Raw genomic sequence first — 25,662 nt, 5'->3', positions numbered from 1 at the left:
AAGACACCTACCTATGAAGCCATCATAAGCATACCACTTATATGCAGCAATGCGGATGCTTATGATAGCTTCATTACCAATGAAAAACAAAATTATACCCCAATGAAAGATCAAGCACAGAGATTTATACAAAACCCTTTACTATCACCAAAGGACTTGAAGCCCAGCAGAGCAGGATTGCAAATCACCTGCCTGTTAAACCCAGGTGTTTTTACCTTCCAGAGAAAAACCTGGTTACTGGTACGTGTGGCCGAAAGGCCAGAACAGCAGGATGGGATCATCTCTTTTCCAGTGCTAAAAGGGGATGGAATTGAAATTATAGAAATATCGGCCAATGATCCCGAACTGAATGCCAAAGATCCCAGAGTAATCAATTATAAAGGTGTAGACTATTTAACTACCCTCTCACACTTGAGACTGCTTTGCAGCGATGACGGTATCAGTTTTTATGAGCCCGAAGGCTACCCCTTGTTGCAAGGTCAAACGGGGCAGGAAGCCTTTGGCGTCGAAGATTGTCGGGTAGCCCTTTTAGATGGAACTTATTACCTAACCTATACCGCAGTTTCAGAACAGGGAGTTGGCGTAGGTCTACGCAAAACAAAAGATTGGAAGAGCTTTGAGTCAGAGGGGATGATTATCCCGCCGCACAATAAAGATTGCGCCATTTTCGAAGAAAAGATCAATGGCAAGTTCTATGCGCTACACCGTCCAAGCAGCGTCGATATTGGAGGGAATTATATTTGGATTGCCGAGTCGCCCGATGGCATACATTGGGGTAAGCACAAATGCATCATTACCACCCGAAAGGACAGCTGGGATAGTGCAAGGGTGGGGGCAGGAGCTGCGCCCATCAAAACAGAAAAAGGCTGGCTCGAGATATATCATGGGGCTAACAAGGAGCATAGATACTGTCTGGGTGCTTTTTTACTCGATCTCAACGACCCATCTATTGTACTCGCCAGGTCGGCAGAACCCATTATGGTACCAACGGCTGATTACGAACTAACCGGTTTTTTCGGCCAGGTGGTATTTACCAATGGCCATGTGGTTAATGGCGACGAGCTGACTATTTATTATGGTGCTGCGGATGAGTTTGTCTGTGCTGCTAAATTTTCAATTGATGAAATCCTGACTTCCCTAACCTATCATCATGATTAGTAAATTAAAAACCGAAATAGCGCATTTTAAGGCGCAGTCGCATAATTTCAAAGTGCTTACCCTAACCAATCTGATCTATAGTATTGTGTTACCGGTGATTGATATTTTTGTAGCGGCCTATGTAATGCGCAGTTCCAACGATCCGGTAAAGGTGGTGGTTTATCAATTAACCATTTACACCGGAATCCCATTAACTTTCTTAATTAATGGCTGGTTGTTGAATCGCTTTCCTATTAAGGTATTGTATTCTCTGGGCATGGTGCTAAGTGGCATTTCCATGATCATCATGATGTCCTTAACAACACTCGATATTACTGGAATTGCGATCGCAGGTATAGTGATGGGTATGTCTTTCGGCTTTTACTGGGCCAATAGAGATTTTCTGGCACTGGCCACGACCAACGACAGCAACCGCAATTACTACTACGGACTGGAAACCTTTTTTTATACCATTATCGCGGTAGTCATTCCGGTGATGATTGGTTGGTTTATCGAAAGCTTTGCCGGAACAGGTGATGCGAAACTGGCCTATAAAATTGTGACAGGGATTGTATTGATCGTGACCATTGGGGCATCTATCATGTGCTTTACCGGCAAGTTCAGCAACCCTTTAAACAAGAAGTTTATCTACTTTAAGTTTGATCCTTACTGGTACAGATTGATGTTTTTGGCGGTATTAAAAGGCCTGGTACAAGGCTTCCTGGTTACTGCTCCAGCCATGTTGATTATGTTGCTGTTGGGTAAAGAGGGGGCATTAGGAACAGCCCAATCCGTGGGGGCAATATTCGCAGCGATACTGATGTACATCATTGGCCGTAATACAAGACCCGAACACAGAATTTATGTATTTGGAACAGGCTTGGTCTTGTTTACGATCGCAGCCCTACTGAACGGGATTTTGTTTAACGAGACCGGAGTGATTTTATTCATGCTGTTCCTGTTGCTGGCCAAACCATTGTTAGATCTTGCCTATTTCCCTATCCAATTTAGTGTAATCGATATTTTGACCAAAAAGGAGAATAGAAGTGAGTTCGCTTACATCCTAAATCATGAAGCAGGTTTATACATCGGGCGTTTAACCGGTGCCGGGACATTTTTACTGCTTGCCTATGCTTTCTCCAATGAAGTTGCCTTGCGTTATGCCATCATTATCGTTGCTGTATTGCAATTGAGCTCCTACTGGGTGGCCAAGGGCATCCTTAAACAAGGGAAAATTATGAACGAAGAACTAGAACTGATACCTTTAAAAGAACCCAATGCTTATGAAGCTTAAACTGATCGTACGATTTACATTCCTTTCCTTATTTATTGTTGCGCTTTGCCATGCTCAGGTTAAACAAGTTCCTATTGGTCGTGTAGCTGCGATGGCAGATTTGCCTAAGCCTTTACAGATTATAGACTGGAGAGCCATGGCACTAGACTTTGACCGGACCATCTATGATTTTAAAGCCAAAGGCGAATACTGGCCAATGGTTTGGATGGACAGCACAGGTAAGAATTTCAACCAACCCACACTAGGCATGTATACCGCCGTTGGCGATGTAAGGCAGGGACCGCAAAACAACAAAGGGATGTTCCATGAGTCATTGGCCAATATGGGCTCCGTTTTAGGTGCTACATTGGTGGGGCTGGATAAGAGCAAACAGGGATTGAATTATGTGGGGATGCTCAAAAATTACTTCAATAAGGATAACGGCTGGAACATTATGATGAACAATACCGCCCCCGAAGTGGCCTTATTGGGTGGTGGATACGGTAGAGATTGGTGGTATGATGTATATCCGAATGTGCTGTTTTATGCCATTTACGACAAATACCCGGCAGAGCCTGAATTTGAACAGATGGCCAGAAGCATAGCAGAGCAGTTTTATAAAGCAGACTCTATACTAAACGGCAATTACAATTATTCTTATTTCGATTATGGGCAGATGAAGCCAATGACGAATCAGATCTGTGCACAGCCTGATGCCGCGGCCGGACATGCTTATATATTGTATTCGGCTTATAAAAAGTTTGGTGATCCACGTTATTTGAAAGGCGCAATCAGCGCAATGAAGGCATTGGAAAGTCAGAAAATTAACCCTACTTACGAGCTGTTGATGCCTTTTGGTGCGTATTTGGCCGCAAGGATAAATGCAGAGCAAGGGACTACTTTTAATACCGGGAAAATGCTGGACTGGACCTTTGATGGGACCGCTGTTTGTCGCGAAGGTTGGGGTTTTCTCCTGGGCAATTGGAATGGTTTCGATATTTCAGGAACTGTGGGTAGTACTGTAGATCATGGTGGGTATGCCTTTTTAATGAATACCTTTGATGCCGCCTGGCCCTTGGTGCCGATGGTTCGGTATAAAACCGAATATGCGAATGCGATAGGTAAATGGATGTTAAATGCAGTCAATGCCTCCCGTTTATTCTATCCGCAGTATATGCCGACAGCGCATCAAACCATCCCCAATCTTGCTGGGGTAACAAAAGGGGTGATTGCCTACGAAGGTTTTGCCAAAGCATCAACTTTTGATACGCTATATCAATCTCTAAAGGCACCGGTAGCGCAAGGTGATGGGCCAAAATGGGTACCTGGTAAAAATCCAGAGGTATCGCAGTTTAGTGTATATGGAAGTGCGCACGCCGGAATTTTTGGGGGTATAGTGAAGGAGACTAAGGTTAAAGGAATACTTGGCCTAGACTTGCTGGCCACTGATTTTTATCGCCAAAACGCCTATCCTACTTATTTATTTTACAACCCTTATCAATCGGGCAAAGCCATCCTGTTTACAGTACCGAAGGGTGCTAAAGGAAAGACGGATGTTTACGATGCGGTTGCGCAGCGTTTTGTGGCGCGCAATTTAGCTAAGGGCGCTAAAGTGGTGATTCCCGCTCAGCAATCCGTAGTATTGGTTTGTGTACCTGCAGGAAAAAAACTACAGGTTAAAAACAAGCAAATGCTGATTGATGGTGTAGTAGTAGACTATAATTATAAATAATCATCACTTACTCAAATTAACCCTTAAGTTCAATTCAAAACTACCATTGGTATAGTTACTCAAAGCAGAAGTCTGAGTGGTGTAAGTACCACTAACCAGGTATCTTTTTTTGTAATCCATACCTAAACCAAAAGTTGCATTTTTGGTACTATGGTACATGCCCAGCAACATTACTTGTTTATTGGCAATGCTCAGTTGTGCTCCAGCATCGAATATATTGTCAAAGCCTTTTACACCACGATAGGCCACTTTGGGCTCTAAATCCACACCCTCTGCACCATCGCTAAAGTTGATCTGGTAACTGGCGGCTGTGTAAAAGGTAGCCACATCAGCCAGCTTAAAACTGCTGATCCAGCATGCGAGAGGCCAGTTCCAAGAACATATATAGGTGCTACCATCTACTGTTTTGAATTAATCCCGTAACCACTTTAGTACAGCCGGGAATCCCGGTTTATTTTCTTGTTCAGCTCTGGATTTTCCAAACGCAATGCCTGTCCATTCCAAAAAAGGCATCCCAACATAAACTCCGTTCTTGAAATTCTCAATCAACCATTCGGATTCATTCTTGTATCCGTTCTTGTGAAAAACGACTTCCTCAGGAATGCCAATGTGTTTTGATGCAGCGTATGACCATAATATGGCGCCTAATTCTTCACCTCCATTTGGCCAGTCGGTAGCTATTTCAGCTGTGCCTATTTTGCTGCGTTGATCGGCAGCCGTAACCGCAAGATGTCCTGCCTCATGCAACAAATCTCCGGGATAAAGCAATCGCGAATGATCTACATAAACGCAGTTGGGTCCCAGACTTAAGCCCGGTAAAAAAGTACCATCAGGTAATTCGGTTTCAATAACTTCAATGCCTATTTCTTTAAGAAAGGATAAAATTAAAGTAAGTTCAGTCCGTTCGAGCGTAGAAGAAGGGAGGGGCATATTTTTTGGTTCTTTTTGGTCTTTCCCCAAATGTAATAAATTTTGTTCCTTATGTCTATTTTATCTTGACTCAAAATAAATGATTCAATTTAAACTGTTGTTTTATTTATTATGCTATTTTTGATCTTAATTCGATATTCATATTGATAAATTAACGCTTATGCTTTCTCTAGCCATACTCGGCCCAGTTTTAAATCGTTTGTCTTCCATTCATCCTTTAAGTGAGGAGCTTTATAAAGAATTTGAAACTAATGCTTTCGAAATTTCGGTTAAGAAGAATGAGTACCTGATGCGAAAAGGAGAGTTGAGTAAGTATGTTTATTTTGTCATGACTGGAATTATTACCGGTCGGATCAGCAACAGAGATGAAACCATCATTAGCTTCATTACCGTAGATGGTGAGTTTTTATCTGCAATTGAAGGCATGTATGGGGATAAGCCTTGTCTGGAAGACGTAGTAGCTGTAGAAGATTCCAGGCTACTGGCTATGTCTTCAACCTACTTTCATAGTCTTTACAACATTTTCCCTGAGATGAATGTAATTTTTCGTCAGGTTCTTGAAGCCTATTATGCAGATGCGCATTACCGCTCCATTTTTATACGAATGGGGAGTTTGGCCGATAAATATGCTTATTTTCTGAAAGCATTTCCAAACCACGTGAATCGCATTCCTTTGTCGGTTGCCGCATCTTTTTTAAATCTTAAGGATGCTACGCTCCAAAAAATGATCAGTAAGACGAGAGATCAAAAAGTGTTAGATCAGCAATTGTCGAGGGAGAGTATTTTGATCAGCATGGAAATGTTTGAGCCCTATCTGCAAAAAAAGCTAACGCTCTATCAACTCGCTTGCCATTTTAATATTAAGCCACACGAGTTGTCGCATCTGTTGAATGAATATTTTAATGAGAATTTCAACAGCTTTATCAACGGATACCGGATCAGATATATTCTTAAACATTTTGCTGTGCAGCACAGCCCCGGGCAATATAGTATGGAGGGAATGGGCCGCCACGGAGGCTTTTCATCTAAGAGCACCTTCTTTACTGAATTTAAAAAGAGAGTAGGCTGCACACCACAAATTCATTTTAAACAGCAAAAAGGTCTGATTAATCCTGTCGGATCATCAGACCTTTCTGCTGTATTGTCATCCTGAGTGTAGCTCAGGGGCTCAGATTTACTTTGTTAAATTAACCCTCAGGTTCAATTCAAAGCTACCATTGGTATAACTGCTCAAAGCAGAAGTTTGAGTAGTATAAGTGCCACTTACCAGATATCTCTTTTTATAATCCATACCCAGACCGAAAGTTGCGTTTTTTGTACTGTGGTACATACCCAGCAAAAATACTTGCTTGTTGGCAATACTCATCTGCGCACCCGCATCCCAGATGTTGTCAAAACCTTTCACGCCACGATAAGCTACTTTAGGTTCTATATCCATTCCTTCTACACCCTCGCTGATCCCGATCTTGTAACTCGCTGCCGTGTAAAAAGTAGCCACATCAGCCAGCTTGATCACATCCTTTTTTAACACACTTTTCAGATTAGGAATGGCAGCCTGAAGGTTAAATTTGTCAGAAGTATAGGCAACTCCGAAATCACCATCCAGGTAAGTCTTACGGTCGTTGTATTGCCCCACGGTCGGGTCAGCCGGATTACCATAGATATCGGCATTTTCCAGACGCTGACTCATAAAACCCAGTGATACCCCAAAATGTAACTGGTGATTGTTGTCGTTCAACTGCAGGTGATAGGCGTAACTACCCACCACACGAGTCTGCCTTTGTAATCCCGCACTCTCGTTATTTACGGTTAAACCGAGCCCAACTTTGTTAAAGCCATAATCAACCGTTAGGTTCTGCGTTAAAGGTGAACCCGGAACATTGCTCCAGAGCTTGCGGTAAGCACCGTTTAATTTTATACCCTGCCCGGCTCCGGCAAATGCCGGATTGATCAAATACTGATTGGTATAATATTGCGCCGATAAAGGGTTCAACTGTGCTTTTGATGTAGTACCGATTGCCATAACGGCAATCAGTACTAGTGTTGTTGATATAATTTTCATCTGTTTTTTAAATGTTAGCTAAATCTGGTTTAATCGTTTCTTACGATAGTGATGAAACCTTTGAACAACCTTCTGTTGGTGCCGAAGTCGATGATATAGTAATAAGTGCCTTCCGCCAGGGGTAAACCATTTAAGGTCGCATCCCAGCTGTTGTCATAGCCTTTTTTACTGTACATCATACGTCCAGCCTTGTCAAAGATCTTCACCTCATTGTTCGGATAAAAATCGATGTTATCAATCAGCCACTTATCATTAATCCCGTCGCCATTTGGAGACATGATATTGGTCGCTTTTACTTTCTCGTAATCTTCCAGAACTGTTAAAGTAAAGGTCTTGCTTTCCGAACATCCGCTTGCATTGGTTGCCGTTACCGTATAGGTAGTAGTTTCCCTTGGTCTTACCTCTATCGTTGCCGAACTCAGCGCACCATTAATGCTGCTGTTGGCCGCCCAGGTATAGCTGGTTCCGCCGGTAGCCGATAACAATACCTTCTCTCCTTTACTGATCTGTATGCCTTTGTCACTGTTGATAGAAATAACAGGTAAAGCATTTACTGTGATGGTAAAAGTTCTGCTGTAGGTATCTACACCACCATTGGCTGTACCTCCATTGTCTTTCACCGTTACTGTTACGGTAGCTGTTCCGGCTATGGCACCTGCTTTAATCCGGTAGTCAATCGTTGCCGTAGCTCCAGTGCCCGTAACTCCTAAGGCATCAAAGAGGTTCGGGTTGTTGCTGCTAACCGTTAAACCTGTACTCTGGGCCGTTTCAGGGCCAGCACTGATACCTGTTAAGGCAACAGTTTGTCCTGCTGTGGTAAAACAGATCGCCTGATTGCTGATGGCAGCAAGTGTCGGGATTTCGTTCACATCACTTAAAGTAATGCTCAACTCTTTATCCAGCGACTGACCGAATTGAGTAGTTGAACGCAGCCTTACTTTGTAAACAGCTTTGCTTTCGTAATCCAGTACTGCATTGGTGTTTAGCTTGTTTCCGGCGATAGCAAACAATGCATTGTCGGTATCACCTGTGCCAGCCACCAATGTATAGGTAAACGCAGTAACCGAAGGATCATCAGAGGTGCTGCTTAGCGTACCTGCATTTGTTCCTGAAGCACTGTTTTCATATAAGGTTATTGCGGCAAGCGTAATGCTTGTAGGTATTCCTGATTTTATTTTCAGGTTGCCAGTGGCATAGCTGATGGCATAGTTGGCCGCCGCTGCCCCGTTGGCTGTGATTGGATAGTCTCCGATTGGACTGCCTGTAAGCGCAGTAGTTGTAATCGTTGGCTGAATAGTCAATATAGCATTGGTCTCCCCGTTCGTAAGCCCAATGTAAGTCACTGTCAACACTGGATTTACCGCACCTAGGAATTTTTCTTTAGCATCCGCAGTAATGGTTAAAGCTTTTCTGGTAACAGTCAATGCGCCGTTCAGGTAAGTGATGCTATAGTTATTTAACCCTGTACCGGTTGCTGCCGAAGCTACAATCGGATAGGTTGAACCTGCAACCGTTGCTGTTGCTGCTGCACCAGTACTGCTAAAACTTACCGAAGTAATCGCATCGGCATTTGACAGGCCGACAGAAGTGTACTCATTTCCTGTGAAAGTAACTGCATCACCATAGATTTTAACGCGATTATTGGCTGTTATGGTCAATACCTTCTGAGTTACCGTTAGCGTCTGCTGAACATTTGCTGCAGCATTGAAGCTGGTCGTTCCAGCCTGACTTGCGGTGATGACCGTATTTCCTGATTTCAGGATTGTAGCCACATTACCAACAATAGAAACCACTGTAGGATCGGTCGCAATATAAGTTACCGGAAGACCTCCTGATGAATTTGCATTTCCAAGCTGGAATGTTGGATCACCATAAGTTTTCAAAGCGATCGCATTGAAAGTGATGCTTTGATTGGCTTTAGGAATGGCAGATACATTAGCACTTGCAGCACTGATGTTTCCCGCCTGGTCAAGGGACTGAATCTGGTAATAATAGGTGGTACCGTTTGTTAATCCTGTGTTTGTATAGGTTGTAGCTCCTGCTGCAACGTCTACTGTTGAACTAAGTGAGGCAGGGTTTATTCCATACGTAATTCTGTATTTCGAAAGGTCAGTTTCTGTGTTAGCAGTCCAGTTAAGGATGATCTGTGTATCACCAGATGTTGCTGCTAAGCCTGCAGGAATTACAGGAGCAGTTTTATCAAGCGTTACAGATCCTGTACCTGTCGTAACTGTAGTACCAGCATTACCCGTAAGATCACTGAAAGCAATGGCGTAAGCAACCTGTCCTTCTGTATCACCAGATACAAAAGTATAAACTGCAGTCCAGTTATTGCCCGTAGCAGTTGGTGTAACCGCATGACCAGCGATAGTTACCGTTGGTGTTTGTACTGTTTTGCTTGATGTGAAAGTAAGCGTAGCTACATCTCCGACTTTCGCCAGTGTAGGTACTGCATTGTTAGACACAATATTTACTGCAGTTAAGGTAGGAGCCGTTTTATCAAAAGTTACAGATCCGGTGCCTGTGGTAAGGGCTGTACCTGCATTGCTGGCAAGATCACTGAAGGCGATGTTGTATGCCACCAGTCCTTCTGCATCACCAGATACAAAAGTGTAGGTTGCTGTCCAGTTGTTTCCCATAGCAGTTGGAACAACCACATGACCAGCGATGGTCACTGTTGGTGTCTGAACGGTTTCACTTGCCGTAAAGGTTAACGTTGCAATGTTGCCAACTTTAGCACGCGTAGGGACTGTATTGTCAGAAACAATGTTCACTGCACTTAAGGTAGGAACTGTTTTATCAAAGGTTACAGATCCTGTACCGGTGGTAAGGGCTGTACCGGCATTGCTGGCAAGATCACTGAAAGCAATATTGTAGGCCACCAGACCTTCTGCATCACCCGATACAAAAGTATAAGTTGCGGTCCAGTTGTTGCCCGCTGCTGTCGGTGTAACCACATGTCCGGCGATAGTAACTACCGGAGTTTTTAAAGCCTCACTTGCAGTGAAAGTAATTGTAGCCGTATTGGCAACTTTAGCAAGTGTAGGCACTGTATTGTTAGAAACAATGTTTACTGCAGTTAAGGTAGGAACAGTTTTATCAAGTGTTACAGATCCTGTGCCTGTAGTAACCGCTGTACCAACATTACCCGTAAGATCGCTGAAGGCGATGTTGTAAGCAACCTGTCCTTCTGTATCACCAGATACAAAAGTATAAACTGCAGTCCAGTTGTTGCCCGTAGCAGTTGGTGTAACCGTATGACCAGCGATAGTTACCGTTGGTGTTTGTACTGTTTTGCTTGATGTGAAAGTAAGCGTAGCTACATCTCCGACTTTCGCCAGTGTAGGTGTAGTATTGTTAGACGCAATATTTACTGCAGTTAAGGTAGGAGCTGTTTTATCAAAGGTTACAGATCCTGTGCCTGTGGTAACGGCTGTACCTGCATTGCCGGCAAGATCACTGAAGGCGATGTTGTAAGCCACCAGTCCTTCTGTATCACCAGATACAAAAGTGTAGGATGCAGTCCAGTTATTTCCTGTTGCAGTTGGCGTAACCGCATGACCCGCGATGGTTACTGTTGGTGTCTGAACGATTTCACTTGCCGTAAAGGTTAATGTTGCAATGTTACCAACTTTAGCGCGTGTAGGAACTGTATTGTCAGATGCAATACTTACCGAAGAGAGGGTAGGTGCTTGCGTGTCAATTGTATAATTGGCAGTAGCTGATGTTCCTGCTCCGGCATTTCCAGCAAGATCCGTTAAAGCTTCTTTATCAAGTGTAATGGAGTTAACCAGGCCTGTAAAGTTATTGGTTGGGGTAAATGTGGCCGTCCAGGTAACTCCACCATCAGCAGAGGTGACAGTTGTTAAGGTACCATTCATAATGGTCAGATCAACATTGGCAAAATTAGTCGCAGCTTCGCTGAAGGTAATCGTCAGCAAAGGGGCTGATCCGATCTTTAAAGCAGAACTCGCCAGAGCCAGGGTTGCTGTCGGAGGTACGATGTCATATACATATCCCTTTGTGTATTCCGTTCCGGTATTACCCAAAGCGTCAACAACTCTAACCCTTAGGGTATTGCTGGCGGTTAGTGTTGTTGCTATTGACCAGGCATTATCACCTACAGTGGTTGTTGCCGGGGCATAGCTTGTACCATTGTTAAACGATACTTCTACAATTTCTCCCGCCACAAGATTGGCGCTTAAAGTGCCCGAAACAGTCTGACTAGCCGTATTGGTAAGAAAATAAGTTCCTGAAGCATTCGCGTCATTGGAAAATACAGCAGTAGCGATCGTTTGCGTTGGTGCCTGCGTATCAATTATGATGGCTTTATTTGCAGCCAAAGAGCCGGCAGCACCCGGAACAGGTAAGGTTAGGGGGGCATTTGTACCAAGACTATTTTGAATGGTACTTCCACCAGCCAGGGTTAATGAGCCTATAGCACTATAGTCCAGATCTGTGGAGTTTTCTCCTGCAGCTACGGTATAAGTGAAGGTGAGCGTGGTGGTTCCTGATCCTGAGGTATAAAGGGCTTTTCCGCCACTATTCAGCGCGAGTTCAGGTGTGCCTGTTACAAGAACAGGCTGATTAAAGGTAACCGTGACAAGAACCACTCCGCCTTCTTTGTAAGCTGTAATTACATTTGGAGAGTTCACATCTGTTACTGAAAAAGACAGTAAGGTTTGATGTAAGCCCTGTGTGAACTGCGGGTTTGTTCCGATGGTGCTGATAAAAGGCTCTCCAATGGTGAAACCCAGCGTGTTCCCTCCGGGCAGCGATACGCTACCGCCCCCGGCACTGGTTGTATGGCTATTCGCAGATTGAGCATTTGCTGTCAGGCAAGCCAAAATCGAAACCCACAACAATATAATTGTTTTGAGGTATCTCATAATAATATGTTTAGTGATCTGCTTAACTTGTTTACTCAATACTTAATCCGGCACTGGCATAGCCAGCTGTGGTCGTCACCAGACTAATCCCTGCAGCTGAAGAAGAGAACACCAATAAAAAGCGTGTTTGTGCCGTTACCGGAATATTGAGCCCAGTTGTAATTCCATTAGATACGGCACCTATACTAATGATACCCGATAACGAAGGAGTTAAAGTAACCGATGCGCCTGGAACAGCGGTAAAGCTGTTGTCTGGGGTCGTACTGGAATAAAGCTGTGCAGTAATGGTCACCGTTGAGCCGATCAGCGCTAATGCGGCTGTAGTGCTAAAGTAGGCAGACATGCTTTTTATCGTCCCGCTTCTTGGCATAGAAAAGGCAAAGTTCAACGGTGTACCTGCTGCGCCCGTCAGATCAATTGTCGAACCAAGTATAGAAAGGCTGGGTGCACTGCTGCCAAAACCGATAAAACTCGCTGTACCTGAAAGTCCGCCTGCGATGGTGGTCAGCGATACAGGAATACCTGATGAGAAAGGAATGATGGCACCGCCATTTGAGCCGCCGGAAGCATCGTTGGCATCGGTTAGTCTTACCCATGTACCTGTTTTTGAGTAGTAAAAACCTTTAGGTGCGCCGGTTTGGTAAACCAGTAAACCATCACTTGGTGAAGTGATTGCTGCCGCTGAAGCTACCCTTGGAATTAATATACCTTTGGTTGTCGACCAGATGTCTAAAACTGCATCATTTGCAGGAAAAGTACCTGTTCCGGCGCCGATCCCGACACTACCGGTATTGTTGTTCAGGATGTTTGCGCCCGCAGCTGTCCAGCGGTTATCGTTGCTGATGGTTGAAGTTGACGCGTTTAAAGCATAAGGAACACTTACCAGCTCGACTGTACCTATGGTGACGTAAGCCGATCCGCCTGCGATATCTGCTTCGATTTTAAGATATTTATTGCCTGTAGACCAGGGGATGGCTGAAAAGGTACCCGTTACTACTGTTCCGGTTCCAATTTGCAAGTTCACCAATCCAAAAGCATTCGTGCTCGGTACTTGTGTCTCCGTATAGATGGGAGCACCTACCGGTCCGTTCTGCACCGTAAGCCGCATTCCTACTGCCTGATTGGGTACCGGTTGTCCGGTTGCATTTCGGATCACCGCCTGGTAGTTGATTTTTTGAGGAGTTTGTGCGAAAATATTGAGCGCAATTAAAGAAAAGATTAAAAAAGTAAAGATTTTTTTCATGTGTTTTAAATAAAATTCTTTCGAATTTACTTCATCTGCTAGAATTTCTGGCAGATGAAGTAGTTCAAGATTATAATTCCGTACCACTTTATCCGAAAAATTATACGGGTGTCGTGCATTTAGGACAGCCTTGGGAGGCTCCGTTATGATTAGCGAATGAGTAGGGCTAAAGTTGGGAATGAGTAGGGGGTTGCTTTAGGGTTGCCTTACCCTTGCGTTAGGGTTGCTTTACCCCTAGGGTAAGTCAAGGGTAAAGCAACCCTATAGCAACCCTAAAGCAAGGGTAAAGCAACCCCCTATTTTACTGCTATTCATTCCCTACTTATCCACTATTCATATTTTTGCCTGACAAGGCCGTTTGCAGGTCATTTTTATGCTTTCCATAGCATTTATCAGGGCCACATTCGCCGAATTAAATTATTTCGTAAGTTTGCGGCCATGTCAGCAGCAAAAAAGCCACACATTGCAATCATAGGTTTAGGATACGTTGGGTTACCTTTAGCTATCGAGTTTGCCAAACAATATCAAGTCCTTGGTTTTGATATCAATGAAACCCGGATCAAAGACCTTTCGGCAAATAGAGATATTACTAAAGAGGCCGACTTAAATGCTTTAAAGGATGTTTTGGGTAAGGGATTGACACTTTCTTCGGATGTGAATCTTTTACAAGACTGCAATGTATATATCGTTACAGTACCTACACCGATTGATCAGTTTAAGTCGCCGGATTTGAAGCCTCTTTTAGCTGCGACGGCAATGTTGGGTAAATATCTGTCTAAGGGAGATATCGTGATCTACGAATCGACCGTTTACCCTGGCTGCACAGAAGAAGATTGTGTGCCTGTTCTGGAACAACATTCAGGATTGAAATATAACATCGATTTTTACTGTGGCTATTCGCCAGAAAGGATCAATCCAGGGGATAAAGTGAATACGCTGACCAAAATTATGAAAGTAACTTCTGGTTCTACTCCCGAAGTGGCCGATTGGATTGACGGACTATACTCAAGCATCATTACCGCAGGTACACATAAAGCACCAAGCATAAAAGTTGCTGAAGCATCTAAAGCCATAGAAAACGCACAGCGAGATGTGAACATCTCTTTTGTAAATGAGCTGGCTTTGATTTTCGATAAAATGGAAATTGATACGGCCGATGTGATCGCTGCTGCGGGAACGAAATGGAACTTCTTAAAATATAAACCGGGTTTGGTAGGGGGGCATTGTATTGGTGTCGATCCGTATTATCTGGCCTATAAGTCAAATGCATTGGGCTATACCCCACAGGTGATTTTGTCGGGAAGACGGGTGAACGAGAACATGGGCGTTTTTGTAGCGAGTAAAGTTGTAAAAATGTTGATCGCGAATGGTTCTTCTGTAAAAGGAGAGAAAGCGCTTATTCTGGGTTTTGCTTTTAAGGAAAATTGTCCGGATGTCAGAAATACCAAGGTGATTGATATTTATACGGAACTGCAGCAATTCGGCATGGATGTTCATGTGTATGATCCATGGGCCATTGCCGAAGAGGTGCATGAAGAGTATGGCATTACCCTGGAGCAGAACTTAAACGAAAAAAATTATAGGGCAATTATCATTGCTGTGGCACATGATGAATTCCTGAACCTCGATTATGCTACTTATAAGCAAAATGGGGCGATTATTTTTGATACGAAATCCTTTATTGATCGCAAGTTTGCTGATGCAAGGTTGTAGGGAAATTAAATTATTTCGTATGTTTACCCCCGCAAATTAAAAAACATATATTGATGAAAGTAGCTTTAATAACCGGTATTACTGGACAGGATGGTGCATATTTAGCAGAGTTTTTGCTGAAAAAGGGATATTTTGTACATGGGTTAAAAAGAAGATCTTCATCATTTAATACAGACAGGATTGACCATTTGTATCAGGATCAGCATGAGCAAGGTGTGAAGTTGAAACTGCATTACGGTGATTTGACGGATTCGACCAATTTAATTCGCATCATCCAGGAAACTCAGCCGGATGAAATCTATAACCTTGCAGCTATGAGCCACGTTCATGTGAGCTTTGAAATGCCTGAATATACTGCTAATGCGGATGGTGTTGGGACTCTAAGGTTATTGGAGGCCATACGCATTTTGGGTATGGAGAAGAAAACTAAAATCTATCAGGCTTCAACTTCTGAATTGTACGGATTGGTACAGGCCGTTCCACAGAGTGAAACTACACCTTTCTATCCTCGTTCGCCTTATGCGGTGGCCAAAATGTATGGTTACTGGATTACGGTAAACTACAGAGAGGCTTATAAAATGTATGCTTGTAACGGGATTTTGTTTAATCACGAAAGTCCGCTTAGAGGGGAAACATTTGTAACGCGTAAAATTACCAGAGCAGCTTGTAAAATTGCTTTGGGACTGCAAAATTGCTTATATCTGGGTAACCTTTCTGCACAGAGAGATTGGGGCCATGCTAAAGATTATATCGAAGCGATGTGGTTGATTCTTCAACAAGAGCAGCCTGAAGATTACGTAATTGCTACCGGGATCACCACTACGGTTAGAGACTTTGTAAAAATGAGTTTTGCAGAGCTGGGTATTGAGGTAGAATTTAGTGGTAAGGATGAAAACGAACGTGGCGTGATCATCGATGTAGATCAGGAAATGGTGGCTAAGCTAGGCCTAAATGATACAAATTTAAAACCTGGTACTGTTGTGGTACAGGTGGATGAAAAATATTTCCGCCCTACAGAAGTTGATCTTCTTTTAGGCGATCCAACTAAGGCCAATACCAAATTGGGCTGGAAACCTAAATATGATTTACCTGCATTGGTGCAAGACATGATTCAATCGGATTTACACCTGATGAAGAAAGACGAATACCTAAAAGAAGGTGGTTTTAAAACCCTAAATTATTTCGAATAATAGCCAGGCTTGTTAATCTTTAAAGGATATTGCTATCTTGCCTTTTTTAATTTAGCGCAATACCCTAATGATTATCATTATTCAATGCAAGGACCGGGTAGGTCTGGTTGCTGACATTTCCAGAATATTATCTGAAGCAGAGCTGAACATCATTTCTATGCGCGAGCATGTGGATAAAGCCGAAGATCGCTTTTTTATGCGTTTGGAAGTAGATGGCATTGCTGATGAAGTTCCGTTGGAACAAAAGATGCAACAGATTTTGCCTGAAGGGGCAATGATTAGGGTTAACCCTGTTCCTGATAAAAAGATTGTGGTGATGGTGACTAAAGAGTACCATTGTCTGGCTGATATTCTGATCCGAAATAATTTCGGTACACTGGGGGCTTCGGTGCTTTGCGTAATCGGTAACCATAGTGTGCTTCAAAAAATTTGTGATCGCTTTGATGTCCCGTTTTTTCTGATTCCTTATCATGAAGATAAAGCGGTATCAGAACGAGATATTATCCTTAAAATCAAAACGTATCAACCCGATTATATTGTATTGGCAAAGTTTATGCGTATCCTTTCCCCTCAGTTTGTAGCCAATTTTCCCAATAAGGTGATTAACATCCATCATTCTTTTTTACCAGCCTTTGCTGGGGCTAGTCCTTACAAGCAAGCCTTTGAAAGAGGGGTGAAGTTGATTGGTGCGACCGCCCATTTTGTAACGGATGATTTGGATGAAGGGCCAATTATTGCGCAGCAAATTATTCCTGTAAACCACTCTTTTACTGCTGCTGATATGGTGAAGTCTGGGAAGGAGATTGAGACTTCTGTATTGGCAAAAGCATTGCACATGGTGTTGAACGATCGTGTGTTTGTGTACAAAAACAAAACTGTTGTATTCGAGTAAATACAACAGCTTCATAAATCGTGTTTAACCGCCATTTTTCTTTGTTCTGATTCTTTCGAAGAGCTGGATGATTTCGTCTTGAAGGCGAATGATCTCTGCTTCTTTTTTCTCAATTTGTTTTTTTAACTGTCCTACATTTAAGGCATGTAATACTTGTGGATCTTCTTCTGTTGCCAGGAGTTGCATTGGCGTTACTTTAAATAAACGCGCAATTTGGTTTAATCTGGAGATGTTTAAGTCGGTAGTGCCTGTTTCTATTTTAGAAAAAGCGGGGACTGAGATTTCTAACTGTTCGGCAGCTTGCCTTTGGCTCCATCCGTTTCTCTTCCGTAGGATCTTAATATTTTTACTTACGTCACTCATATCGTTTTCTCCTTAAGATATTCAAAAGCTAAAGTAGAAACCACACAATCGATTAAGTTTTATTAGAATGTGTTAATAAGAACAAATCTTTATGTGAACTAATTAATTCGTATGTTCGCCTTCATTGTTGAAATAAAAAAAATATTAGTTATATAGAAAGAAGTGTCAGTTCAAAACGCCTTAAAAATCATAAAAAAATATAGAGAAAAGGACAATCACAGGTTGGCTGATTCAGCAACATTTAAAGATCTTGTAGATTTATCTGTACAAGAGAATCTTCCATGTTCTACAGAGGAGCTAAAAAAGGCGTTTCAAATTGATTGGGATATGCGGTGGCTTAAACATTCCTGCTAACAATTTTTGATTAAATGAATATGCTGAATATTGATACATTGAAAGGTCCCTATACAAATGAACAGGTACTAGTGATTCTGCTGACCAGATTATATTTTGGGACGCAGAAAATAGATGACATACGCGATTTCTTAGATAATGAGATTGTTGACTGGAATGTTTTTTATAAACTTATTTCGGTTAATGATATCAGAGGCTTTATTTGCGAGGTGATAACTATATCACAGATAACGATAGATCAGGAAACCCATGATAGGTTAAAAAAGGATGCTATGGGGATCACTTTGGTAGCAGCAAACCTAGCTGGTTTAAAGAATCACTTGATGATAGAATTTGAAAAATTAGGGATAAAAGCCGTACCATATAAAGGAGCTACGCTAGCTACACGGTATTACAAATCGCCTCTTTTACGGGAAAGCTCAGATTTAGATTTTTTAGTAAATAGAGATGAGGTGCCTCAATTAATGAAGTGTCTTTATGAAAATGGTTATAGGTCCAAATTCAATATCTCAGCACATCAAATGGGATTCGTCATGCGATTTCATAGAGAACTCTCCTTTCAGTCTCCAAAAAACAGGATGGGTATTTCTTGTGGGGTGGAGCTACAATGGAGGCTGCTTGAGAATTTTTTCAGACAATTTCATCAGCATGATTTCTTTGTTGAATATTTACAATCCTATACTGCCATTGATGGTAGCTCGCATATTGGCTTAGCCCCAACCTATGATTTTTTAGCTGTAGCCTCTCATCATTTGATTAGGGAGCCCCTGTTGAAGTTTAAATATTTAATTGATCTAGCTTGTATGGTTCAAACTTCGTCCAGTCAATTGGATTGGGAGGAGATTAATTTACAATTTAAGCTACACAACTTCTCGGGGCTTCTGAATTCAGGCATGAATGCTTTAGCGGAAATAGTAGGGCTTCAACTTCCGGTATTAAATACCGTTTCTCCGGCCTACCATTTGTTTAGCGCCACTGAAATCAAGACCGGTCGTAACGTTTATTTTAGAAAGATCAAGCTCGTAAATTTAAAGCAATCATTTCTGGAAAAGATAAAACTCAGCTTGAAAGCACATTTGTCGCTATTGATACCTAATTTAAATGATTTGTCCATGACGAAGGCACCCGCATGGACAATTCCATTAATTATACCTGTGAAATCTCTCAGATTTCTGTATTTGTATTTGACTAAGAGGCCTTAGCTTGATCATATTTATTTAATGCATCTATTATGGTTATGGTACCAAAATTCTTTTTATTATCTTTTATGATTAATATGTTCTCTCCTTTCTCGTGATCTGTATCATCTGTATTTGGTGATCTTAATTCCGCATTAGGCTCCCAGCATCCAGAGGATTGCTGTGTATGAATCAGGTAGTTTACCATTGTCTTTAAAAGAGGAGCATGATTGATTTTATATGCTGAACATAATAGTATTCTTATTAGAAGCGCGATTTTAAATTGATTTGGAGTTGAGTTTTGCAATTCTTCTGAGGCTCGATTAATAGCCCAGGCTACGGATAGTTGAATGGCACCCATATACTTTTCCGCGTCTTTATTGAATAAAGCCTCAACGCTAAGTGTTGTCGCATATTCAGGGCCTGCCCACCAGTAACTATACCAAAACCCTGTTGGATTTTGGTGAGCTAATAAGTAATCAATGGCATATTGCTTACCTGCTAATGCATATGCTGCGGTTACGCAGTAATGTGGTATTTGCCAACCATTAAAACACTGACTATCTATTTTTCTAGTGTTTTGACCGAGAGGTCCACTTAATGAATAAGTGATGATACCGCCCTCTGCAGTGACATAGTTATCCATCATCTTAAAGCCAGGTTCCGGGAATTTATCTGCGCATTCCATTGCTGATAGGAAATGCCAGGTCCAAATCGTGCTGTCTGCATCTGCAGGGGTCAAAGCATTATAACCCCAACCTTCATTTGTTCTATATCGGCTTTTCAATATTTTCCAGGCTCTGTCCAGGGCTTCATTGGCTTTGGTACATTTTAAATTCGCCAGATGTGAGGCAACGTAAGCAGTTATCCACTCATCGCTGGTTCCAGGTTCCAGGTAAAAATCCTTCCACCATCCTGATGGTTGTTGGCTGGATAGGAGGTAATCAACCCCATTGCTGATGGCCAGTTTAATGTCAGGGCTAGATTTAACCTCCTGTTGTGCTTCGTTTTCCGGACTAGTAGCTAAGGTTCCTTTCTGTTTCCATAAGCTTTCATAACCAAGGTAGGCCTTTATTTCTGTGCCTTGGTCGGGATGATAGGATAATTTCAGATGAGAGATCCATTTCTTTAGAAAGGTAAATTCGTTTTGGCCTTTCGATAAAGACGCTGTCCATAAGTGTTCGGGCCAATCTTTAATTTGACCAGGGAAGATCTCTTGATCCCAGTTTAAAATAGCATCTATTTTATCTTGCTGGTATTGGTTTTGCGTATTGAGTTTGTCTATAAAATTGCGCCAATAAGTTTCTGTGACTGGTTGTTCGCTCCAGAAACATTCAAAACCTATTTTCGGAAATACCTGCTTTCCTATGTCGATGCATAAAGTTACCCTGTCGGAATTACTGTATACAAAAGATATCCAGTCGTCAAGTTGTGGTCCTGTCCAGGCGTAACCTATTTTTTTTAGAAAGGGGCCTACAGCTGTAGCGGATAATTTTTTGATATTTACACGGAGTACGTCAACATCCCTGGAAAATAAGATGCCCAGATACGCTATGAATGCGGGGGCTGGACAAGCTTCAAGTATTCTTTCAAAAAGCTTAAAAAAAGATCGGCTTTCTCCCAATGTTTCCTTTAAAACAGATAAACTAAAATCCCTGCGTTGCGCCTCATCAAGATCAGGTTGCAATTCGAAAAAAAGTAATGGTGCCCTGATGCCAGATGGAAGAACATCCAGTTCCAGAAAAATTTCAGGAATATGTATATGATGGGCCGATGATTTATCGGCCCAGGTTTTTAAGAAATGAGTGATTTTCTGATGTTCCTCATCCCCGGTAAACTTGTTCTGAAACCAATTAGAAAGTGCATACAGATCGTCTTCGTCTCTCCGAATACAGAATTGCAGGTCCACCTGTTCGTCGTCGTTTAGGCGGCATTCTAATGCAAATCTAATCAGAGGAGGAAAAAAATCTGCTGCTTTCTTCATTAACTCAAGTTGCGCTGGTGCTACCAGGCTTTGAGGGAAGGGGGCGGAGAAATTCCCGAGCGCTTTTAAAAGCGAGTATTCATCAGGTACTTGTTTCATTCTAGGATGTTTTTATAGTTTCAAGTACTGAATCGTAAACTTCATGGATTCGGCTGATGTTATCTGGAGCGTGTATGGTATAGGATGGTACAATGTCCAGAAACCTCGTCGCTGATTGAAAATAAAGCTTTAGGTACTGTTTGGAATTAATTCCTGGAAGTAATATTTCATCCATCAGTACAGAAAGTGCATCTGATTTTTTCCTTATACTGATCAGGTTTGCTGGCTTTGGTACTCTTTTGTTGATGAAGAATATTGCTGCAACTTTTCTGGGAAGAATTTCCACATCAGCTATTTGTTGGTTAAAGTAATGTTTATTGGTGATGATGTCTGATTCTGCAGTTCTCTTCCAATGCGCTGGCAAATCGAACACTGGTTTAAGATTTTTCTGTGGTATAGCGAGAGCAGTTGCGATATCGGGATTAATCTTCAGCGATGTTTCACCTTGAAATGCAAAAAAACAATTATCCTTCTGGCGGAGCAACGCATAATCATCACACCATATAGCATGTCCCTGGAGGTGAAAATAGGTGGCCAGCGTAGATTTTCCAGCTCCTTTTTGTCCGATAAACAAAACTACCTGATCATGGATACACATTGATGATGCATGTAAGCAAAATTTCCCTTGCTCTTGTATACAAAATTTGGTAATATTCCCTCGAAGCAAGGTTTGAACAGATTGCTGAGAGGTTGTGCTTGTATAGTGATAGAAAACGCTTTTACCGCCTGATAAAATAATAAAACTTACCGCTGGTTTTTGGTTATCGTGATATTCAAACAAGAAACACCCCTCGTTTTCGGGGGTGTTCCCTGAATAAATGTTCTCACCAAAAGTGGCTGAAGAAGGGCTGATCTTAAGCTTGTTAAATGCAAATTTTTCTTTAAGTTCGACAAAGCTTGTAGCACTCAAATGATTGAATTTTATAGCAGAATGCACAGGTTCTTCAATCAATTAAGAGTAATAATTTGGTCCGCCGCCACCATCTTGTGCGTGAGTAGAGTCCGCGCTGGTCGTGTTTGTTACTTCCCCAATTTTTCCAAGGTCTTTTAATACCGGTGATTGGTAGTTCTTTTTGTTGTCCTGAGTAGGTTGTTCTGTTTTCATTGTGTTAATTTGTTTATATAAAATTAGTATTAATTTTTTGATTGATAGCGGTTCCAGGATAGTACCTTCAAAAGGTTTATCATGTTACTGAAGGAGTTCGATAATTGATTTGGATCTCGGATTTCTGCCAGTAAAATAGTAGAGTTAATTTTATTGGCTAAAAAATTAGGGGATGCTAGTATTGTCTTTTCGAGTAAGCCAAGTGCTTTTTGTGTTTTTAAGTTTTGAGTATGTGGGGCTCCAAACAACAGCGTTTTTTGCCTTCTCACTATTTCCTCCGGAAGATAAGGAATCATAGCCATACGAAGCAGAGACTTTTGGTGCAAAATATGTGGTGGGATTGCGAGTATGAAAAGTAGCAGATCTAATGAAAAAAACGGTTGCCTTACTTTTATTTTATTACCACTAAAACCTGGATGGGTAGTCTCAAATAAATAAGACCAGTAAGGATTCCCAGTCATAGCGAAACAGGAATAAATTGATGTTCCATCTTTATTTACTTTTAATGGGATATCTTCTTCGGGAAAGAAAGAAGGATCTAACCAGGAAGGCCTAATGACCTTTTCGGCGGGAGCTTTCTTTATTAATTTCATTATTTTATGTCTGAGTGTCGTCCCGGGGAAGCGACCAAATGTTTGATAAAACTTCAAGTCATCCATGTAGGGCTGAACTAAGTATCCCTGAGCTCTGAGTCTGCATCGCGAACCTGGCTCATATCCAAACAGTGGGTCTCCTCCAAAGCCAGTCAAATACACACTTGAAAAAGTCTGTACATCGACAAGTATCTGGGATTCTGGCGTTGCATTTTGTACGACAGCTGGCTCAGGAATCCAGGAGGTCAGAGGTTCGGCAATGTTTTTAATATAATCTTCAGCAAAATATTGTTTAATTGGTATTTTAAGATGTTGCGCGATGAGCTTTCCAAAATATCCTTCATTCTCATTTACAAGACGATTGTACGTGATATTAAAAGATATGAGTGTATGATCATTCCCGTAGGTTTCATTAAGGATCTTTTTTGTAGTTGCCGTTATTGCCGAGCTATCCATGCCACCGCTTAGTGAGGAGCCAACTTTATTGGTTCGCGTACGATCTTTAATAGATTGCTCAAATAACCTATAAAAATGGCTAACATACTCCTTCGTGGTTTTATAGCGGATGGGTTTGATATTGGTAGGGATTTTCCAATAACGACTGACTTGAATTTCTCCATCCTTATAGATCAATTTATGAGCTGGTGGAAGTTTTCTAATCTTTTTATAGATTGTTTGATCGAAACTCTTGTTTACGCCAGTCACGAAATAGTCCCGCAATACATCATCGTCCAGTTCAATCATCAAATTTGGGATATCCTTCAACGAACTATAAAAATTTGTAAAAAGAAACCGATGGTCAAGTTGGGTATAATAAAAGGGGATTAAGCCAAAATGATCACGCGCACAAAAAAGATAACTGCTGTTCTCATTCCAGATGGCAAAAGCGTAGTCTCCGGATATATGTTGCAAACAGTTTTCGCCCCAATGTTTATAGGCATAGAGTAGAAGATAAGAATCAGGGGTCAAATGATTGATGGTACTAAAAAAGGAACTAAGTTCTTTCAAAAGTTCCGTTCGGTTATCCAGACGCACATCTCCCACAATCCGTAGATTTTCATCAAGGGTAAAGGGAAGTTGTTCTGCTTCGGTGTCTTCGGAGGTTTTAAGCCATCCGAATCGCAAATCAGCCTGATGACTGTTCCAATTACCCAAGTATTCATTGCAACAGGATGCGATTGCTTGTGTAGATACGTCGAGAAGTTCTGCATCAGCTTTTTGCAGTTGGGGAGCTATTATGCCAATGAATCCGCTCATTTGAATTTAAGGATAGTATTTAGTTTGTCGCCTGGTAAAACGAGGTAATTAGCAATTACTGATGGGTGGTCATTTAAAAGCACCCCTTCTTTCTCTAACCATGCATGGGAGTCGAAGATCCCCTTATGCTGACTCAGCCCTATTTTGAGTTCGGCAGAAATACCTTTCCTATTAAGTAACATGCGCATGACCAGGGATTGGGATAGACATCGTCCTTTTGAAAAAGCCAATTGGTTCATCTGATTAAAGAGTGTGGTGTATTTGTCAAGAATTACCCTGGTTTCATGTTGGTCTGGTGCCGGAACATTTTTCCTGAAAAAGGAAAGCAGCTTTTCAGTTGTTTTTAAACTTGTAAAACGAAGGGTTGCTTCTGTTAAAATCGTAAGAACACGGGTTTGGAAAACCATTCGGTCGTACGCTCTTAAAGACTTATTCAAATTGATTAAATCCTGATCTGAATACATTAGGAAACAATAATAAGTTCAGCCTTTAGGAGATCTTCTATTAATCGGGTCATATCATCATGAAGTTGTACTGCGTTTACTTCGTATTCATCTTGCAGTATATTAAAAGCATGATCGTACTCTTGATGATCAGTTAATAGTTCCCAAAAGCGTTTTCCAATCTCATTGAGCTCATAAAAGCGTTCGGTATTTAAGTTCAGGATTACAATTCCATCACCCATTTCTTGAACTATACTGTTTTCAGATGCTTTAATCTTTTTTTCTAAAAAATTCATTGTGATTTTCGTTGAGAAATATAAGTGCGTTAATTGCTTGAATGTGTTAATAAGAATCTTCATTATTTAACACATTGTAAATATATGAGATAATAATTTCAAACCATAATTTCCAGCGGTAAAAAATCAAATCTATAGTATCAGTTGTGGCACAATAAATGTTATTGCAATGAGGATTAAAATTGTATTTTATTATTATACTTTTGAATAAATATACACGGGAGAATTAAATGAAAAAATGTTTACTTGTCGCGCTCTCTCTTTTACTAACTAACGCAGCCTTCTCGCAAAACGGCGACTATAATTACAGCATTGCTGTCCGGGCTTATAACCTGATGCAGATGCCTAGAATTTTAAATCAAAAAGATGGAGGGAAATTTACTGAAACGTCTTTCCATAGCGGAATGTTAAAATTCAACGATAACCAGATCAGTTACAGGCTGGGCGGGAGTTACCTCAAGAAGAATGTTCAAATTGTAAATAATTGTTTGAATTGTGAAGAAGCCAATGGGAAAATGACGGATTATAGCTTTAAGCTGGGCTTTGAAAAGAACTTTAATTTCTCCCGGATACAGCCGTATTTTGGTTTTGATATAGGGTATCGATATAATAAATTTGAGGGAACCATGGTTTCTAAAAATATACAAGCTATGGCCGTTGAATCTGCATCCCTGGCAGCTACTGGCGTTGATGCTAGTAAATCGGGGTTTATAGCCTCACCAGTAATGGGACTCAAGATTAATCCAATACCTCAAGTTACACTGTTCGCAGAGGCCAGCCTGGATTTCTTTGTTTTTTATGAGCGGCAAGAGACAGTTTCATTGGATGTAAATAATACCCGGGGCTTTGCTAAATATAATAAATCAGAGTTTTTATTGAACCCCGTCTCTATAGGCATTCAGGTGAATATAGGGGGTAATAGATAAGCG

General features: G+C 41.5%; 21 protein-coding genes. 9 read left to right on the top strand and 12 right to left on the bottom strand.

Annotation, left to right across the window (positions count from 1 at the left end):
- Nucleotides 1-102 precede the first annotated feature (102 nt).
- The 3 genes from BLS35_RS03640 to BLS35_RS03630 are packed head-to-tail and all read left to right on the top strand — an operon-like array spanning nucleotide 103 to nucleotide 4,142.
- Nucleotides 103-1,158 carry a glycoside hydrolase family 130 protein gene (locus BLS35_RS03640; protein ID WP_090778168.1) on the top strand — a complete coding sequence of 352 codons (1,056 nt, stop codon included), beginning with the start codon at nucleotides 103-105 and terminating at the stop codon, nucleotides 1,156-1,158.
- A complete protein-coding gene (locus BLS35_RS03635) occupies nucleotides 1,151-2,431 on the top strand; it encodes an MFS transporter (protein ID WP_090777893.1) in 1,281 nt (426 codons plus the stop codon). The genes BLS35_RS03640 and BLS35_RS03635 overlap by 8 nt, the downstream gene beginning before the upstream one ends.
- On the top strand, nucleotides 2,421-4,142 hold the full coding sequence (locus tag BLS35_RS03630; protein WP_254778637.1) for a hypothetical protein: 1,722 nt from the start codon (nucleotides 2,421-2,423) through the stop codon (nucleotides 4,140-4,142). Before BLS35_RS03635 ends, BLS35_RS03630 begins: the two co-directional genes overlap by 11 nt.
- 3 nt (nucleotides 4,143-4,145) lie before the next feature.
- On the opposite strand, the gene BLS35_RS03625 is transcribed toward BLS35_RS03630, so the two are convergent.
- Together BLS35_RS03625 and BLS35_RS03620 are read right to left on the bottom strand one after the other, a co-directional pair.
- Nucleotides 4,146-4,469, bottom strand: a complete 324-nt coding sequence (locus tag BLS35_RS03625; RefSeq protein WP_254778635.1) for a type IX secretion system membrane protein PorP/SprF — start codon at nucleotides 4,467-4,469, stop codon at nucleotides 4,146-4,148.
- An 84-nt stretch (nucleotides 4,470-4,553) separates the two neighbouring features.
- Nucleotides 4,554-5,102 (bottom strand): hypothetical protein, encoded by a 549-nt coding sequence (locus tag BLS35_RS03620; protein WP_207909154.1) that lies wholly within the window; start codon nucleotides 5,100-5,102, stop codon nucleotides 4,554-4,556.
- Nucleotides 5,103-5,232: 130 nt separating this feature from the next.
- Between BLS35_RS03620 and BLS35_RS03615 the strand changes: the two genes are divergently transcribed.
- Entirely contained in the window at nucleotides 5,233-6,225 is a 993-nt protein-coding gene (locus BLS35_RS03615; RefSeq protein ID WP_090777888.1) for a cyclic nucleotide-binding domain-containing protein, read from the top strand.
- 21 nt (nucleotides 6,226-6,246) lie between these two features.
- Here the strand turns inward: BLS35_RS03615 and BLS35_RS03610 are convergent, their stop codons facing one another.
- From BLS35_RS03610 to BLS35_RS28320, 3 genes are read right to left on the bottom strand one after another with little or no spacing between them, the layout of a single operon-like run.
- Nucleotides 6,247-7,134: a PorP/SprF family type IX secretion system membrane protein gene (locus BLS35_RS03610; protein ID WP_090777886.1), complete on the bottom strand. Its 888-nt coding sequence runs from the start codon at nucleotides 7,132-7,134 to the stop codon at nucleotides 6,247-6,249.
- A 29-nt stretch (nucleotides 7,135-7,163) separates the two neighbouring features.
- Nucleotides 7,164-12,023, bottom strand: a complete 4,860-nt coding sequence (locus BLS35_RS03605) for an Ig-like domain-containing protein (protein ID WP_090777884.1) — start codon at nucleotides 12,021-12,023, stop codon at nucleotides 7,164-7,166.
- Between the two features lie 31 nt (nucleotides 12,024-12,054).
- On the bottom strand, nucleotides 12,055-13,266 hold the full coding sequence (locus tag BLS35_RS28320) for an exosporium glycoprotein BclB-related protein (protein ID WP_090778164.1): 1,212 nt from the start codon (nucleotides 13,264-13,266) through the stop codon (nucleotides 12,055-12,057).
- Between the two features lie 438 nt (nucleotides 13,267-13,704).
- On the opposite strand from BLS35_RS28320, the gene BLS35_RS03595 reads away from it, so the two are divergent.
- From BLS35_RS03595 to purU, 3 genes are all read left to right on the top strand, one after another.
- Nucleotides 13,705-14,979: a nucleotide sugar dehydrogenase gene (locus BLS35_RS03595; RefSeq protein WP_090777882.1), complete on the top strand. Its 1,275-nt coding sequence runs from the start codon at nucleotides 13,705-13,707 to the stop codon at nucleotides 14,977-14,979.
- Nucleotides 14,980-15,032: 53 nt separating this feature from the next.
- Nucleotides 15,033-16,169: a GDP-mannose 4,6-dehydratase gene (gene gmd, locus BLS35_RS03590; RefSeq protein WP_090777881.1), complete on the top strand. Its 1,137-nt coding sequence runs from the start codon at nucleotides 15,033-15,035 to the stop codon at nucleotides 16,167-16,169.
- 67 nt (nucleotides 16,170-16,236) lie between these two features.
- Nucleotides 16,237-17,061, top strand: coding sequence for a formyltetrahydrofolate deformylase (purU, locus tag BLS35_RS03585; RefSeq protein ID WP_090777879.1), 825 nt, complete (start codon nucleotides 16,237-16,239; stop codon nucleotides 17,059-17,061).
- Nucleotides 17,062-17,085: 24 nt separating this feature from the next.
- Here purU and BLS35_RS03580 read toward each other — a convergent pair whose 3' ends face one another.
- Nucleotides 17,086-17,424 (bottom strand): helix-turn-helix domain-containing protein, encoded by a 339-nt coding sequence (locus BLS35_RS03580; RefSeq protein WP_090777877.1) that lies wholly within the window; start codon nucleotides 17,422-17,424, stop codon nucleotides 17,086-17,088.
- A gap of 374 nt (nucleotides 17,425-17,798) precedes the next feature.
- Here BLS35_RS03580 and BLS35_RS03570 point away from each other — a divergent pair, with 374 nt between their 5' ends.
- Nucleotides 17,799-18,980: a nucleotidyltransferase family protein gene (locus tag BLS35_RS03570; protein ID WP_165973379.1), complete on the top strand. Its 1,182-nt coding sequence runs from the start codon at nucleotides 17,799-17,801 to the stop codon at nucleotides 18,978-18,980.
- Here the strand turns inward: BLS35_RS03570 and BLS35_RS03565 are convergent.
- The 6 genes from BLS35_RS03565 to BLS35_RS03545 are packed head-to-tail and all read right to left on the bottom strand — an operon-like array spanning nucleotide 18,967 to nucleotide 24,733.
- The gene (locus tag BLS35_RS03565) at nucleotides 18,967-21,039 is read right to left on the bottom strand and encodes a prenyltransferase/squalene oxidase repeat-containing protein (RefSeq protein ID WP_090777869.1); all 2,073 of its coding nucleotides are present in this window, start codon (nucleotides 21,037-21,039) and stop codon (nucleotides 18,967-18,969) included. The genes BLS35_RS03570 and BLS35_RS03565 overlap by 14 nt on opposite strands.
- A 1-nt stretch (nucleotide 21,040) precedes the next feature.
- Nucleotides 21,041-21,949 carry a phosphoenolpyruvate carboxykinase (ATP) gene (locus BLS35_RS03560; RefSeq protein WP_132226048.1) on the bottom strand — a complete coding sequence of 303 codons (909 nt, stop codon included), beginning with the start codon at nucleotides 21,947-21,949 and terminating at the stop codon, nucleotides 21,041-21,043.
- A 42-nt stretch (nucleotides 21,950-21,991) separates the two neighbouring features.
- Nucleotides 21,992-22,144 carry a hypothetical protein gene (locus BLS35_RS27655; RefSeq protein ID WP_165973380.1) on the bottom strand — a complete coding sequence of 51 codons (153 nt, stop codon included), beginning with the start codon at nucleotides 22,142-22,144 and terminating at the stop codon, nucleotides 21,992-21,994.
- Nucleotides 22,145-22,173: 29 nt separating this feature from the next.
- On the bottom strand, nucleotides 22,174-23,994 hold the full coding sequence (locus tag BLS35_RS03555) for an asparagine synthetase B family protein (protein WP_090777865.1): 1,821 nt from the start codon (nucleotides 23,992-23,994) through the stop codon (nucleotides 22,174-22,176).
- The gene (locus tag BLS35_RS03550) at nucleotides 23,991-24,458 is read right to left on the bottom strand and encodes a lasso peptide biosynthesis B2 protein (protein ID WP_090777863.1); all 468 of its coding nucleotides are present in this window, start codon (nucleotides 24,456-24,458) and stop codon (nucleotides 23,991-23,993) included. The genes BLS35_RS03555 and BLS35_RS03550 overlap by 4 nt, the downstream gene beginning before the upstream one ends.
- A complete protein-coding gene (locus BLS35_RS03545; RefSeq protein WP_165973381.1) occupies nucleotides 24,458-24,733 on the bottom strand; it encodes a PqqD family protein in 276 nt (91 codons plus the stop codon). Before BLS35_RS03545 ends, BLS35_RS03550 begins: the two co-directional genes overlap by 1 nt.
- A 230-nt stretch (nucleotides 24,734-24,963) precedes the next feature.
- On the opposite strand from BLS35_RS03545, the gene BLS35_RS03540 reads away from it, so the two are divergent.
- Nucleotides 24,964-25,659 (top strand): hypothetical protein, encoded by a 696-nt coding sequence (locus BLS35_RS03540; protein ID WP_090777860.1) that lies wholly within the window; start codon nucleotides 24,964-24,966, stop codon nucleotides 25,657-25,659.
- The last annotated feature ends 3 nt before the right edge of the window (nucleotides 25,660-25,662 follow it).

The sequence above is a fragment of the Pedobacter sp. ok626 genome (assembly GCF_900100435.1).
In the GTDB taxonomy this organism is placed as follows: Bacteria; Bacteroidota; Bacteroidia; order Sphingobacteriales; family Sphingobacteriaceae; genus Pedobacter.
Note: the sequence above shows the minus strand (reverse complement) of the source record. Positions and strands in the feature narration are given on the sequence as shown.

Excerpts from the sequence above, each read along its gene's own strand:
- purU (WP_090777879.1), top strand. The coding sequence starts at position 16,237 with ATGATTATCATTATTCAATGCAAGGACCGGGTAGGTCTGGTTGCTGAC.
- BLS35_RS28320 (WP_090778164.1), bottom strand. The coding sequence starts at position 13,266 with ATGAAAAAAATCTTTACTTTTTTAATCTTTTCTTTAATTGCGCTCAAT.
- BLS35_RS03540 (WP_090777860.1), top strand. The coding sequence starts at position 24,964 with ATGAAAAAATGTTTACTTGTCGCGCTCTCTCTTTTACTAACTAACGCA.
- BLS35_RS03550 (WP_090777863.1), bottom strand. The coding sequence starts at position 24,458 with ATGTATTCAGATCAGGATTTAATCAATTTGAATAAGTCTTTAAGAGCG.
- BLS35_RS27655 (WP_165973380.1), bottom strand. The coding sequence starts at position 22,144 with ATGAAAACAGAACAACCTACTCAGGACAACAAAAAGAACTACCAATCA.
- BLS35_RS03555 (WP_090777865.1), bottom strand. The coding sequence starts at position 23,994 with ATGAGCGGATTCATTGGCATAATAGCTCCCCAACTGCAAAAAGCTGAT.
- BLS35_RS03610 (WP_090777886.1), bottom strand. The coding sequence starts at position 7,134 with ATGAAAATTATATCAACAACACTAGTACTGATTGCCGTTATGGCAATC.
- BLS35_RS03615 (WP_090777888.1), top strand. The coding sequence starts at position 5,233 with ATGCTTTCTCTAGCCATACTCGGCCCAGTTTTAAATCGTTTGTCTTCC.
- BLS35_RS03595 (WP_090777882.1), top strand. The coding sequence starts at position 13,705 with ATGTCAGCAGCAAAAAAGCCACACATTGCAATCATAGGTTTAGGATAC.
- BLS35_RS03635 (WP_090777893.1), top strand. The coding sequence starts at position 1,151 with ATGATTAGTAAATTAAAAACCGAAATAGCGCATTTTAAGGCGCAGTCG.
- gmd (WP_090777881.1), top strand. The coding sequence starts at position 15,033 with ATGAAAGTAGCTTTAATAACCGGTATTACTGGACAGGATGGTGCATAT.
- BLS35_RS03565 (WP_090777869.1), bottom strand. The coding sequence starts at position 21,039 with ATGAAACAAGTACCTGATGAATACTCGCTTTTAAAAGCGCTCGGGAAT.
- BLS35_RS03545 (WP_165973381.1), bottom strand. The coding sequence starts at position 24,733 with ATGAATTTTTTAGAAAAAAAGATTAAAGCATCTGAAAACAGTATAGTT.
- BLS35_RS03570 (WP_165973379.1), top strand. The coding sequence starts at position 17,799 with ATGCTGAATATTGATACATTGAAAGGTCCCTATACAAATGAACAGGTA.
- BLS35_RS03640 (WP_090778168.1), top strand. The coding sequence starts at position 103 with ATGAAAGATCAAGCACAGAGATTTATACAAAACCCTTTACTATCACCA.
- BLS35_RS03630 (WP_254778637.1), top strand. The coding sequence starts at position 2,421 with ATGAAGCTTAAACTGATCGTACGATTTACATTCCTTTCCTTATTTATT.
- BLS35_RS03605 (WP_090777884.1), bottom strand. The coding sequence starts at position 12,023 with ATGAGATACCTCAAAACAATTATATTGTTGTGGGTTTCGATTTTGGCT.
- BLS35_RS03580 (WP_090777877.1), bottom strand. The coding sequence starts at position 17,424 with ATGAGTGACGTAAGTAAAAATATTAAGATCCTACGGAAGAGAAACGGA.